The organism is Agrobacterium sp. 20P9.1.2 (assembly GCF_057799395.1).
Genome location: NZ_JBYOKI010000005.1, coordinates 68,093 through 81,499, shown reverse-complemented (window position 1 = coordinate 81,499; position 13,407 = coordinate 68,093). Strand labels below are relative to the sequence as shown.

Annotated in this window: 13 protein-coding genes; 3 read left to right on the top strand and 10 right to left on the bottom strand. The window is 59.6% G+C overall.

Annotation, left to right across the window (positions count from 1 at the left end):
* Positions 1-26: 26 nt before the first annotated feature.
* From prfA to AC27VJ_RS15300, 3 genes are all read right to left on the bottom strand, one after another.
* A complete protein-coding gene (gene prfA, locus AC27VJ_RS15310; protein ID WP_353576708.1) occupies positions 27-1,106 on the bottom strand; it encodes a peptide chain release factor 1 in 1,080 nt (359 codons plus the stop codon).
* Between the two features lie 29 nt (positions 1,107-1,135).
* Positions 1,136-3,403, bottom strand: a complete 2,268-nt coding sequence (gene ptsP / locus AC27VJ_RS15305; protein WP_113088418.1) for a phosphoenolpyruvate--protein phosphotransferase — start codon at positions 3,401-3,403, stop codon at positions 1,136-1,138.
* Between the two features lie 173 nt (positions 3,404-3,576).
* Complete coding sequence (locus AC27VJ_RS15300) at positions 3,577-4,854, bottom strand: aspartate kinase (RefSeq protein ID WP_113088430.1); 1,278 nt, start codon at positions 4,852-4,854, stop codon at positions 3,577-3,579.
* Between the two features lie 357 nt (positions 4,855-5,211).
* On the opposite strand from AC27VJ_RS15300, the gene AC27VJ_RS15295 reads away from it, so the two are divergent.
* On the top strand, positions 5,212-7,068 hold the full coding sequence (locus AC27VJ_RS15295) for a DEAD/DEAH box helicase (protein WP_488684743.1): 1,857 nt from the start codon (positions 5,212-5,214) through the stop codon (positions 7,066-7,068).
* A 59-nt stretch (positions 7,069-7,127) separates the two neighbouring features.
* Here the strand turns inward: AC27VJ_RS15295 and AC27VJ_RS15290 are convergent, their stop codons facing one another.
* Positions 7,128-7,994 (bottom strand): SH3 domain-containing protein, encoded by an 867-nt coding sequence (locus tag AC27VJ_RS15290; protein ID WP_488684742.1) that lies wholly within the window; start codon positions 7,992-7,994, stop codon positions 7,128-7,130.
* 221 nt (positions 7,995-8,215) lie between these two features.
* Here AC27VJ_RS15290 and ubiG point away from each other — a divergent pair, with 221 nt between their 5' ends.
* A complete protein-coding gene (gene ubiG / locus AC27VJ_RS15285; protein ID WP_488684741.1) occupies positions 8,216-8,962 on the top strand; it encodes a bifunctional 2-polyprenyl-6-hydroxyphenol methylase/3-demethylubiquinol 3-O-methyltransferase UbiG in 747 nt (248 codons plus the stop codon).
* Positions 8,963-8,975: 13 nt separating this feature from the next.
* On the opposite strand, the gene AC27VJ_RS15280 is transcribed toward ubiG, so the two are convergent.
* From AC27VJ_RS15280 to AC27VJ_RS15260, 5 genes are all read right to left on the bottom strand, one after another.
* Positions 8,976-9,419 carry an SRPBCC family protein gene (locus AC27VJ_RS15280; protein WP_113088414.1) on the bottom strand — a complete coding sequence of 148 codons (444 nt, stop codon included), beginning with the start codon at positions 9,417-9,419 and terminating at the stop codon, positions 8,976-8,978.
* Positions 9,420-9,534: 115 nt separating this feature from the next.
* Positions 9,535-9,963 carry a DUF1178 family protein gene (locus AC27VJ_RS15275; RefSeq protein ID WP_488684740.1) on the bottom strand — a complete coding sequence of 143 codons (429 nt, stop codon included), beginning with the start codon at positions 9,961-9,963 and terminating at the stop codon, positions 9,535-9,537.
* A complete protein-coding gene (locus tag AC27VJ_RS15270; protein ID WP_488684739.1) occupies positions 9,960-10,820 on the bottom strand; it encodes a carbon-nitrogen hydrolase family protein in 861 nt (286 codons plus the stop codon). Before AC27VJ_RS15270 ends, AC27VJ_RS15275 begins: the two co-directional genes overlap by 4 nt.
* Positions 10,821-10,857: 37 nt before the next feature.
* Entirely contained in the window at positions 10,858-11,112 is a 255-nt protein-coding gene (gene grxC / locus AC27VJ_RS15265; protein WP_488684738.1) for a glutaredoxin 3, read from the bottom strand.
* A gap of 46 nt (positions 11,113-11,158) precedes the next feature.
* A complete protein-coding gene (locus AC27VJ_RS15260) occupies positions 11,159-11,935 on the bottom strand; it encodes a ComF family protein (RefSeq protein WP_488684737.1) in 777 nt (258 codons plus the stop codon).
* 61 nt (positions 11,936-11,996) lie between these two features.
* Here AC27VJ_RS15260 and AC27VJ_RS15255 point away from each other — a divergent pair, with 61 nt between their 5' ends.
* The gene (locus AC27VJ_RS15255) at positions 11,997-12,893 is read left to right on the top strand and encodes a methyltransferase domain-containing protein (protein ID WP_488684736.1); all 897 of its coding nucleotides are present in this window, start codon (positions 11,997-11,999) and stop codon (positions 12,891-12,893) included.
* Between the two features lie 13 nt (positions 12,894-12,906).
* Here AC27VJ_RS15255 and AC27VJ_RS15250 read toward each other — a convergent pair whose 3' ends face one another.
* Entirely contained in the window at positions 12,907-13,104 is a 198-nt protein-coding gene (locus AC27VJ_RS15250) for a Flp family type IVb pilin (RefSeq protein ID WP_488684735.1), read from the bottom strand.
* Positions 13,105-13,407: the final 303 nt, after the last annotated feature.

The following is a 13,407-nucleotide window of genomic DNA, read 5'->3' as shown; positions in this document are numbered from 1 at the left end:
CTGCTGGACGGTTTGCGGTGACGATGTCAATGCTGCTCGCCGAGCTGGGCCAACTGACCGGCCTGATAATCGGCAATCAGCGCATCGACCATTTCATCGATATCGCCTTCGATCATGCGGTCCAGCTTGTAGAGCGTGAGGTTGATGCGGTGGTCCGTGACGCGGCCCTGCGGGAAGTTATAGGTGCGGATGCGCTCTGACCGGTCGCCGGAGCCGACCTGGCTCTTGCGGTCTGCGGAACGTTCGCTGTCCACCTTCTGACGCTCGATATCATATAGTCGCGAGCGCAGAACCTGCATGGCCTTGGCGCGGTTCTGGTGCTGGGATTTTTCCGATGAGGTAACGATGAGGCCGGTGGGCAGGTGGGTGATGCGCACCGCCGAGTCCGTGGTATTGACGTGCTGGCCGCCAGCGCCCGACGCGCGCATCGTATCGATACGAATATCTTCGGCGCGGATTTCGATGTCGATTTCTTCGGCTTCCGGCAGCACCGCGACAGTGGCGGCCGAGGTGTGGATGCGACCGCTGGCTTCGGTTTCCGGCACCCGCTGGACGCGGTGGACGCCGGATTCAAACTTCAGCTTGGAGAAAACGCCGCGCCCGGTGATGGTGGCGATGATTTCCTTGAAGCCGCCCGCCTCGCCTTCACTGGCCGAGAGGATTTCCACCTTCCAGCCCTTGGTGCTGGCGAAGCGCTCATACATGCGAAACAGATTGCCGGCGAAAAGCGCGGCTTCCGAACCACCGGTGCCAGCGCGGATTTCGACGATGGCGCTTTTCTCATCCGCTGCATCCTTGGGCAAAAGAAGGATTTGCATATCCTTTTCAAGCCCATCGATACGCTCAGACATCTCGGGAAGCTCGGCTTCGGCGAGATCGCGCATGTCCTTATCCGTGGACTTGTCGGCCAGAAGGGCTTCGAGATCGGCCACTTCGGCAAGCGCCTTCTCATATTCGCGGATGGTTTTGACCACCGGCTGCAATTCCGAATATTCCGACGCCAGCTTCACATAGACATCGGCGGCAGGGCCAGCCGACATGCGCGCTTCGATTTCACCGAAACGCCGCTCAAGCTCACGCATTTTTTCGACGGGAAGCTTCGCCACCTGTCACGCACTCCAATTTTTCTTGGCTTTCAAATAGGGATGGAATGGGTCGCTGCAAAGCGCAAAAGCAGCTGACGCGTGCTTTCCACCGACTTGTTATCGTCAAGTGCCGCTTCCAGCTCTTCCGACAGGGTGGCCACATCCAGCCCCAGCAGCATGGCCTTGACCGGGCCGATGGAGGTTGGGGACATGGAAATAGAGCGGAAGCCAAGCCCCATCAACGCCATGGCCGACAGCGGTTTGCTAGCCATTTCGCCGCACAGCGTGACCTGCGTGTTGTTGCGCGTACCGGCGCGGACAATATCGCGCAGGATGCGCAGGAAGGGCTTGCCGAGATTGTCGAAACGATCCGACACGCGGGCATTGCCGCGATCGACAGCCATGGTGAACTGGAACAGATCGTTGGAACCGACAGAGACGAAATCAACCTCGGCCATCAGCTCATCCAGCTGCCACATCAAGGACGGCACTTCGAGCATGGCGCCGAATTGCAGCTTGCGCGGCAGGGAATGGCCGAATTTCGACAGGTGCTGCACTTCCTTTTGCAGCAGTTCCCGCGCGACGCGGATTTCCGAGACTTCGGTGATCATTGGCAGCATGATGCGCAGTTCGGCACCAGAGGCAGCACGAAGCAAAGCGCGCAGCTGGGTGCGCATCAGGCCCGGACGGTCGAGCGACAGACGGATGGCGCGCCAGCCGAGAGCCGGGTTTTCCTCTTCTTGACCGCGCATATAGGACACAACCTTATCGCCGCCGATATCGAGCGTGCGGAAGGTGACCGGTTTGCCCTTCGCGTTGCGCAGAACGCTGCGGTAGAAGGCTTCCTGCTCCTCGCCCTTGGGCATGTTGGAGGCGATCATGAACTGAAGTTCGGTGCGGAACAGGCCGATGCCGTCAGCGCCGGATTCGTCCAGTTGCGGCAGATCGACCAGCAGGCCCGCATTCATCTTGAGATCGACGCGCTGGCCATCCTTGGTCACGGGTTCGACATCGCGCAGTGCGCGGAACTGTTCCTGACGCTTGGCGCGCAGGCGGACTTTTTCCTCATAGGCGCGCTGCAAATCGAGAACCGGGCGCAAATGCACCTGCCCGTCATCACCATCGATGATGATGGGGTCGTTGTTTTCCGCGAGCGCGACGATGCCAGCGACCTGACCGATGATGGGAATGCCCATGGCGCGCGCGACGATGACGACGTGGCTTGTGACCGCGCCATCTTCCAGCACCAGACCGCGGAGCTTTTCACGCGGATAATCCAGCAACTCAGCTGCACCCATGGCGCGCGCCAGCACGATGGCATCCGCCGGGAATTCCTGTTCCGGCCCGCGACCGCCATAACCGATCAGCTGGCGCAGCAGGCGGTTGGCGAGATCGTCGAAATCATGCATCCGCTCACGCAGATAGGGGTCTGTCAGGCGCATCATGCGCGCCTTGGTATCGCTCTGGACCTTTTCGACCGCCGCTTCCGCCGTCAGGCCGTTGCGAATGGCCTCTTCCATGCGACGCACCCAGCCCTGGTCATGGGCGAACATGCGGTAGGTTTCGAGCACTTCGCGGTGTTCGCCTTCGGTGGCGACATCGCGGCGCTGAAGCATGTCGTCGATGGACAGGCGCAAAGAGCCAATGGCTTCGGCCAGCCGCCGGATTTCCATATCAGCATCTTCATTGAGAAGATTGGTCACGACGATGCGTGGATCATGCAGAACGACATGGCCAAGGCCGATGCCTTCGCCATAGGCATCGCCATCGATGGAGACGGCCCGTGTCAGGTCCAGTTCCACGCCGGGACGGGTGATTTTTTTCAATTCACCGCTCGCCACGATTTCCGCGATAAGCATCGCAGTTGTCTCAAGCGCTTCAACTTCATCCTCCCGGTATGTTCGGCTGGTCTTGTTCTGAACGACAAGAACGCCAAGAGTGCGACCGGATCTCAAAATCGGCACACCAAGGAAGGAATGATAAATTTCTTCACCCGTTTCAGGGAGATAGCGGAAAGCGGGATGCGCCTGCGCATCGGAAAGATTGAGCGGTTGAGCAGATGCGGCGATGGTGCCGACAAGGCCCTGCCCCATTTTCAGCTGGGCCAGATGGACTGCGTCTTTATTGAGTCCTTCGGTGGCGTAAAGCTCCAGAACGCTGTCGGAGCGCAGCACGTAGACGGAACACACTTCTGCGACCATGTTGCTGGCAATCTGCCGAACAATCTGGTCGAGACGCTCCTGCGGCTCAAGATGCTCCGCCATCATTTCGCGAAGCCGCTTGAGGAGGACGCGCGGACCTGCTGATAGGTCTCTCATCGCGTGTGCTCCCTGACACTACCACGCGCGGATCGATATGACCCGCACGAAAGGATCGATCAAAAACTATACCGCCTGCACAGCAAGCCGCAAGGCAGGGATGCACAGTCGATCTAACATCGAATCAATACGTCACTCAAAAGAATCGGATGACGTGTATCGACGTTACAGAATCAACTCTTATCCAGACCGTAAGCAGAATGCAAAGTGCGAACTGCAAGTTCCGCATAGGCGCCATCAATAAGAATGGAAATCTTGATTTCCGATGTCGTGATGGCTTTGATGTTGATGTTTTTTTCAGCAAGTGCCTTGAAAGCGCTTGCGGCCACGCCCGCATGGCTGCGCATGCCGATGCCGATGACGGATACCTTGGCAAGACCTGTCTCGTTCTGCACAACGTCAAAGCCGATCTGCGCCTTGTTATCTTCCAGCACCTTCAACGCCTTGGGCGCATCGCCCGACGGAACGGTGAAGGTCATGTCGGTGCGCGAACCATCTTCGGAGATGTTCTGCACGATCATGTCGACATTGATGTGGGATTCAGCCAGCGGTCCAAAGATGGCAGCGGAAACACCCGGGCGGTCCGACAGACGGCGCAGCGAGATTTGTGCTTCATCCTTGGCATAGGCGATGCCGGTTACGACTTCCTGTTCCACGATTTCTTCCTCGTCACAAATCAAAGTACCGGGCGGATTGATGAGGTCGCCCATGCCCGGTGCATCGGGATCCTCGAAACTGGAGCGCACGAAGGTACGGACCTTGTGCACCATGGCAAGCTCAACCGAGCGGACCTGCAGAACCTTTGCGCCCAAAGATGCCATTTCGAGCATTTCCTCGAAGGCAACCTTCTTCAGGCGGCGTGCCTTTGGCACGATACGCGGGTCCGTGGTGTAGACGCCGTCAACGTCTGTATAGATATCGCAGCGATCTGCCTTGACGGCAGCGGCAATGGCAACGGCAGACGTATCCGAACCACCGCGACCGAGCGTGGCGATGCGGTTATCTGGGCCGAGGCCTTGGAAACCGGCAACGACGGCGACTTGGCCCTCGCCCATGCGGCGAACGATATCGGAACCGTCGATTTCCAGAATGCGGGCAGCGCCGTGGGCGTTGTCCGTGCGGATCGGTATCTGCCAGCCCTGCCAGGAGCGGGCATTGACGCCGAGCGACTGAAGCGCAATCGCTAGAAGACCCGATGTGACCTGTTCACCCGAGGCAACGATGGCGTCATATTCACGCGCATCGTAAAAGGACGCGGCGCTTGCGCCTGCGACCTTCGGCGTGTTCTGAACCCAGTCCACCAGCTCATTGGTTTTGCCGGACATGGCGGAAACGACGACGGCCACTTCATGGCCTGCATCAACTTCACGTTTCACATGCCGTGCGACGTTGTGAATACGTTCGAGGTTCGCGACGGACGTGCCGCCGAATTTCATGACAATGCGAGCCATAGTTTTGACCAGTACCATCCCATTTTGCCGCCAGACCCGGCGGACAAGAGCACAACCCCAGTCGGCTTTATCTGACGAAAAGCCTCAAGTTGCGGGTCTCATAGCGAAAAGGCATGGTCCACGCAATGCCGTTTATGAACCATGCGGTACGCCTTGAGGGTGCGTTTGCGTGGCGCGACATGGTGTCCTCATGAAAGGAGCGTACCGCTTTGGTCTGTACAAACGCCGCTATTCACAGTATGAGCGCGTCAATTCAACTGGCTGAATGGCCGAAATGGCCGGTATCGGCTGCTTATGACCCTTATGATCTAATGGTTTCGAGCGGATGCAGGCAGCCCAATATCCGAAAGACGGTAGATGACAGAAACCCAGGGTATCGCCCCGGCGATTGCACAGGCGTTGGAAAAACGCGGCTATAAAGATTTGACCCCTGTTCAGAAGGCAATGCTTGCCCCTGAGCTGGACGGACAGGACGCGCTGGTTTCGGCCCAGACGGGCTCTGGCAAGACCGTTGCCTTCGGCATTGCGATTGCACCGACACTGCTGGAAAAGAACGGTCGTTTTGGCCCAGCCGGTGCGCCGCTGGGTATCGCAATCGCCCCGACCCGCGAACTGGCCATGCAGGTCAAGCGCGAGCTTGAGTGGCTTTACGAATTTACCGGCGTTTCCATCGCATCCTGCGTTGGCGGCATGGACATTCGCTCCGAGCGCCGCACACTGGAACGCGGTGCGCATATCATCGTCGGCACGCCGGGTCGTCTTTGCGACCACATCAAGCGCAAGGCACTGGACCTTTCCTCCATCCGCGCCGTGGTGCTGGATGAGGCCGACGAGATGCTCGACCTCGGTTTCCGCGAAGATCTGGAATTCATTCTGGAAGAATCCCCAGCAGATCGCCGCACGCTGATGTTCTCTGCCACGGTTTCGCGCAGCATTGCGAAGCTGGCTGAAAGCTACCAGAAGAACGCCGTGCGCGTGGCAACGACATCCGAACAGAAGCAGCACGTCGACATCGAATACCGCGCCATGATGGTTTCGCCATCCGACCGCGAAAACGCGATCATCAATGCGCTGCGCTTTTACGAAGCCCGCAACGCCATCGTGTTCTGCTCGACCCGCGCTGCCGTCAACCATCTGACAGCACGCCTGAACAATCGCGGCTTCTCCGTAGTGGCGCTTTCGGGCGAGTTGAGCCAGAACGAGCGTACACATGCGCTGCAGGCGATGCGCGATGGCCGCGCCCGCGTTTGCGTGGCGACCGACGTTGCCGCACGCGGTATCGACCTGCCGGGTCTCGAGCTGGTTATCCATGCCGATCTGCCGACCAATTCCGAGACATTGCTGCACCGTTCCGGCCGTACGGGTCGTGCGGGACAGAAGGGCGTCAGCGCCATCGTGGTGCCGATGAGCCAGCGCCGCAAGGCCGAACGCCTGCTGGAAGGCGCCAAGGTCAGCCCGGCCTGGGTTCGCCCGCCATCTGCAGAAGAAATCATCGAGCGCGATGGCGAACGCCTTTTGGCCGATGCTGCCTTGCAGGAAAACGTCAACGACGACGAACGCGATTTCGTCACCAAGCTGCTGGAGCAGCACGGTGCCGAAAAGGTCGCCGCCGCCTTCGTGCGCCTTTACCATGCGGGCCGTTCCGCGCCGGAAGACATTGCAGAAGTTTCGCTCGACGCCCGCAAGCCGCGCCGTGACAGCTTCGAGCAGGTGGAAAACAACGCGCCGCGCCGCGACCGTTCCGACTTCTCCGACAGCGGCTGGTTTACGCTCTCCGTCGGTCGCAAGCAGAATGCCGAGCCACGCTGGCTGATCCCAATGCTGTGCCGCTTCGGCAAGCTGACGCGTCAGGACATTGGCGCCATCCGCATGCAGCAGACGGAAACCTATGTGGAACTGGCCGCCGATGCGGTGGACCGCTTTACCTCCGCGCTGGGCAAGGACATGATGCTGGAAAAAGGCATCCGCGTGAAGGAAATGGAAGGCAAGCCCGACATGACGGGTGCCGCACGCGAAGACACGCGCCCACCAAGAGCGCAGAAGAAATTCGTGAAATCCGACAATGCGGGCGGACGCCCTGCCGGCGACGACAAGCCTTGGAAGAAGAAGGCCAAGCCTGCCGGTGACCATTCCAGTGGCGGCAAGCCTTCGAAGTTTGAAGGCAAGAAAGACAAGCCTTTTGAAAAGCGCGGCCCGAAGAAGCAGGATCGCTAAAGACTAAAAACCCGGCGGATGTGATCCGCCGGGTTTTTCTTTACATAACTAACTGCCTGTTATGGACAATCTGGAGCGCCAGGGGCGCAACCGGGGCGCTGACCTTCCTGCGGTGGTCTTGGTGGCCGGTTATCGTCGGGACGACGGTTATCGTCCGGGCGGCGTCTGCCCTCATCATTCTGACGGCGCTGGTCACCCTGGTTGAAATCGCGGTTACGGTCGCGATTGTCGCCTCTCATGCCATCACGGCCACGATTGTCGTTGTTGTCCCAACGTGGGCGGTCATCGCCACGCATGGGTGGGCGTGGACGATCATTCTGGTTCCAATCGCCATGGCGCTGTTCCCAACGGCCATCATTCGGACCACGACCCCGCTGGTCGTCCCGGCCACGCTGGTCATCGCGACCGCGCTGGTCGCGCCAGTCATCGCGTGGGCGTGGTGGCGGGCCACCGAAATCACGGCGAGGTGGCGGGCCGCCCCAATCGCGCGGTGGAGGTGCGTTCCAGTAACCACCGGATGGTGGCGGGCGACGCCAGCGATCACGTTCACGATAGAAATCGCGGTCGCGGTAATAGCGATCCCAGTAACGTCCGGCTTCGAAGGTGATGATCGGAACGCCGAGATCACGGTAATAGCGCGGCTCTACATAGACACGGTTCTGGCGATAGACCGCCTGAACGTAACGGCCTGCGACCCAGCCACGGCCATAGCTGAACGAGACATCGCACCAGGGCGTGTCGGACAGGCAGCCGTGGATCGTCAATGGCTCACCATTCGGGATGACCACAACGGCGGGATAGGCCGTGCTGGGTCCTGAACGCATATTGACGTTGGCGGTGGCGAAGCCCTGCGTCGCCGCTTCAGCCAGAGCCGGGGCGGCAACAAGCGCAAGCAGCGCAATGGCACCAAACAGTTTCTTCTTCACTTCATTCTCCCTCAAGCAAAGGCTTGACCGCCGAAATCGGCTTTCAACGCTTTCGAAAATACGCGCTTCATGATGAACGCAGCATGAAACGAAAATCCCCTGTTTTCAGTTCCTTGCGACAGCAAAGCGCAGGTGGTTTAGACCTCGACCATGATGACCGCCCCTTGACTTCGCGGGGCAATCATCCGACTTCAGGGGGTAGGACAGAATGGAGTACCACCATGAGCGAGAGCGCAAAAACGACCGTCGACCAGAGCGAAGTGGACCGGTTTTCCGCCATGGCCGCGGAGTGGTGGAGCCCGACCGGCAAATTCCGGCCTCTGCACAAGTTCAACCCGGTGCGGCTGGAATATATCCGCAACCGTGTCTGCGAGAATTTCGGTCGCGACCCCAAGGCACACCGCCCGCTGGAAGGCCTGCGGGTTCTCGACATCGGCTGCGGCGGCGGCCTGCTCTCGGAGCCGGTGGCCAAGATGGGTGCAGATGTGGTGGGCGCAGACCCCTCCGAAAAGAACATCGGCATCGCCTCCACCCACGCGCGGGAAAACAATGTGCCCGTCGATTACCGTGCCGTGACCGCCGAGCAATTGCTGGCAGCGGGCGAGACGTTTGATGTCGTTTTGAACATGGAAGTGGTGGAGCATGTGGCGGATGTCGATTTGTTCGTGACCACCTGCGCCAAGATGGTGCGCCCTAACGGGCTGATGTTTGCTGCCACCATCAACCGCACGCTAAAGGCTCGCGCTCTGGCCATCTTCGCGGCTGAAAACGTTTTGCGCTGGTTGCCGCGCGGCACGCACCAGTATGAAAAGCTGGTGCGCCCAGACGAGTTGGAAAAGCCGATCACCGCTGACGGCATGGAGATCATCCACCGCACCGGCGTGTTCTACAACATGCTGCAGGACCGGTGGAATCTCTCGTCCGATATGGAAGTGAACTACATGGTGCTGGCAAAGCGTCCGACATAATCCGGGCGACCTCTCAGTCCTTGATCTCAGGCTCGACCACGCGTGCAAGGTTTTGCAGCGACTGCTGCCAGCCGAGATAGCAGGCGTCGACCGGAATGAGATCGGGGATGCCTGCCTGCTGCACGGTGATTTCGGTGCCGACCGAGACCTTTTTCATTGTCACCACCACTTCCATTTCGCCAGCTACCGCGGGGTTATCGAACCTCTCGGCGTAGCGGATCAACTCGCCGGGAACGAGTTCGAGATACTCGCCGCCGAAGCCGTGGATTTCGCTCGTGGTGAAATTGCGGAATGACATTTTGAAGCTGCCGCCGACGGTGGGTTCGAAGGCATGAACCGTGCAGAGAAAACCGTTGGGCGGAAGCCATTTGGCAATCGCATCGGCTTCAAGGAAAGCGCGGTAGACTTTTTCCGGGCTGGTGGACAGAACGCGGTGGAAGTTGATGGTGTTTGGCATGATCGTGATCCTTTCTGCAAGGGTTTGACGATACCAAGGACGGATGGCGACAGACCGGTCCGACACTGCTTTTAAAAAAATTATCGAGCAGCAGTAGGGACGCCAAGCGCCGCCTTCAGTTCACATCGTCAGGCAGCACGGGCAGAGGCGCGACCTCGATGCCCTCCTCGATCAGTGCCTTGGCTTCCTGCGGGGATGCCTGGCCGATGATACCGCGTTCTTCAGCCTCACCATAATGAATCTTGCGGGCTTCTTCCGGGAATTTATCGCCGACATCTTCCGCATTGGCGCGGATGCTGGCCAGCGTTTCCTTGATCTTGGTGAAGGCCTGTTTCTGGGCGGCATCAAGGGCGAGCGTGCGCGTCGCTTCTTTTTCGCGCGCCGTCGATACCGATGGGGCCATGAGCATTTTGGAGACGGTTGCCGAGCCGCAGACCGGGCAGCCGATCAGGCCGCGCTGCTGCTGCGCGTCGAAATCGGCACTGCCGGAAAACCAGCCCTCGAATTCATGGGCTTTTTCGCAACGGAGCGAATAGCGGATCACTGCAGACCGCCTCCCGCAGCAGCGGCGTTTTTGACCGTATCGAGGTTGAAATCGCGGGCGTTCTTGAGGTTAGGGATTTTGCCGCGGGCAGCGGCAACGGCGGATGGGTCGATATCCGCATAGACGATCTCCTCGCCTTCGCCACCGGCGACCGCCAGCACATTGCCCCATGGATCGATGATCATGGAATGGCCGAATGTTTCGCGACCGTCCTCATGCGTGCCAGCCTGGGCAGCGGCGATGAGGAAGGCGCCGTTTTCGATGGCGCGGGCGCGCAGAAGGATTTCCCAATGCGCCTCGCCCGTCTGGCGCGTGAAGGCGGCGGGAACGGTCAGGATTTGAGCGCCAGCGACGGCTTCCGTGCGAAACAGTGACGGGAAGCGCACGTCATAGCAGATGGCAAAGCCGAATGTGGCAAGCGGCAATTCGGCGACGCGCGCCTCCGTGCCCGGCTCATAGGCCGCACTTTCCCGCCAGCTTTCGCCATTGTCCAGATCGACATCGAACATGTGGATCTTGTCATAGGTGCAGATGCGCTCGCCGTCGGGTGCAAAGAGAAATCCGCGATTGGCAATCTTGCCATCGGGCCGCGCGATGGCAGTGGAGCCGACATGGACATAAATGCCGAGTTCGCGCGCAAGCTTCGCCGCCGTCAGAACGACGATATCGCCTTTCTCATCCTTGAGAGCAGCTTTCAGAGCCGCGCGATCCTTCTGGATGGCGCCGGTCATTTCGGGTGTCTGGACATAGACCGCGCCTTGCGCCGCTGCTTCCCGCACGAGACGTTCCATAGTGGAGGCATTGGTTTTCGGGTCCACGCCCGAGCACATCTGGATTGCGGCGGCCTTGAAGCTCATTTTTCCGTTCCCTTATGTCGTCTTCTTTTTATCGATTTCAGTTGACCAGAAGCGCGTCCAGCTTGCCTTCGCGCTCCAGCGCATGAAGATCGTCGCAACCGCCGACATGGCTCGTGCCGATGAAGATTTGCGGGAATGTGTTGCGGCCGGATTTGTCCATCATTTCCTGACGATAATCAGGATTGGTCGTGGCGTTATATTCGGTGAAATCCACGCCCTTGCTGTCCAGAAGAGCCTTGGCGCGGGCGCAGAAGCCGCAGAAATCCCGCGTATAAATCGTAACGGATGCCATCAGTCATAATCCTCGCATTATGGGACCGAGCCCTTTGTCTGCCGTGTCATATAGGCCCGGAAATCGCCATTGCAAAGGTCAAAACAGTGACATCTGCGGCACCGGCCTTCTTCAATCTGCGGGCCGCTGCCGCAACGGTTGCGCCTGTGGTGTAGACGTCATCGACCAGAATGACGCGCTTTCCCAGAATATCCGCGTCCCGCCCCGGCGCGATGGCAAAAGCGCCGCGCACATTCTGCTTGCGGGCGCGGGCCGATAGGCCCACCTGCCGGCTGGTCGGCTTGATCCGGACCAGCGTGGAGGCCAGAAACGGCTTGGCCGACAAGACGGCCAGATGCCGGGCCAGTTCCGCCGACTGATTGAACCGCCGCGCCAGAAACCGCCGTCGGTGCAGCGGCACCGGTATGATGCAGTCACAGGCCGCAACCGTGCCATCGCTTGCGCGCAGCATCCACGAGGCCATGAGCCGGGCGAGATCGGTGCGATCCAGATATTTGAGTTGGTGCACCAGCTTGCGGGCCGGGCCATCGTGAACGGTGGCGGCGCGAAGACGCTCGAAGGGCGGCGGCTCGGCAATGGCTTGAGCGCTGAGAATGCCGGGGCCATGATCATGAGCGAAGGGAATGCCCAGCACCTCGCAAAAAGGCCGCTCGATAAATTGAACACCTGCCCAGCATTGCACACAGAGTGCGCCGCCATTCTGCGTCTTGCAGCCGCAGCCGACGCAGGACGGCGGATAGACGAAATCCGCGACGGCACGCAGAAGGCCGCGCAGCACGCCCGCCCCGTCATCTCTCGAAAACAGCTTTTCCCCTTGGCCCATGCAGTTGACAATAGGCGCGAACGGGTGCCTTTGCGACAGCAAAGTTTGGATGGACCACGGCATGGACATAGTTTTCGACCCGGCGCTGATTGAGAAAAACCGCAAGCGCGCCTTGCGTTCAAGAGACGACAAGGCGCTGTTCCTGCTGGATATCGCCGCCGAAGAGATTGCGGATCGCATCGCCATCGTGGAGCGGCATTTCGATACGGCAGTCGAGCTGCATGGCGCAACCGGTGTGACGGCGCAGCGGCTGATGCAGACCGGCAAGGTCGGCTCCGTGATCCGCGTGGAGACGGACGCGGCTTTTGCAGCCGAAGGCGATGCCCTTCAGGTCGCGCCCATCGAGGAATTGCCGCTAGAACCGGCATCGGCCAATCTGATCGTTTCGCCGCTATCGCTACACCTGACCAATGACACGCCGGGCACGCTGATCCAGATCCGCCGCGCCTTGAAGCCGGACGGTCTGTTTCTGGCCGCCATTCCCGGCAGCGGCACCTTGCAGGAACTGCGCGACGTACTGCTGACAGCGGAAGCGGAACTGACCGGCGGCGCAAGCCCGCGCGTTGCCCCCTTTGCCGATGTACGTGATGTTGGCGCGCTGTTGCAGCGGGCAGGCTTTGCCCTGCCGGTGACGGATGCCGAGACCTATACGGTGCGCTACGATTCCATTTTGCCGCTGATGCGTGACCTGCGCGCCATGGGCATGGCAAACCCTCTGATGGGCCGCAGCCGCAAGCCGCTGAACCGGCGCTTCTTCATGCGCGCAGCTGAACTTTACGCCGAAAAATACAGCGATGCCGATGGCCGCATCCGCGCCACCTTCTCGATCATCTATGTTTCGGGATGGGCGCCACATGAAAGCCAGCAAAAACCGCTCAAGCCCGGCTCGGCAAAGGTGCGCCTTGCGGACGCGCTGAAGACTGCGGAGATCACTTTGCCGTCAAAGGATGAGCGATAGGAAGATTTCGGCCTTAAGCCATGGCATTGGCGAAGGTCGTCGCCAGTATCTCGAACACGCTCAGCAGACCGTCTCTCACGCCTTCCAGCCCGAAGATGACGGCCATGGAGATGATGCCGATAATGAGGCCATATTCGATGGCGGTGGCACCCTGCCGATCCGCATAAAGCGAAAACAGCTTCTGCACCACAAAATCCACCCTGTCTGCCATCCCCGAAAGCCCCTTTACCCTGCCGCAGTTGGCACACCGCAGCTGAAACGAGCCACCAAGATACCGCAATAAAGTGTGCAATGTGTTACGCTGCACCTTAAGTTTCGCGCCATCTGATTTGCGCGTTTTCATGCACCTCTAACGATCCAGATTGAACCGTCGTATGCGGGCCACGCACGGACAATTGACAATCATCAATGACGTTAGTCAGTCGATTTCCAGTCAGTGCGCATTGATTTTGCTGCGCAATACTGTGCTAATAAGCCCAAGCGGTTGGTGGAAGCGGGATTGTTGTCCTGTCTC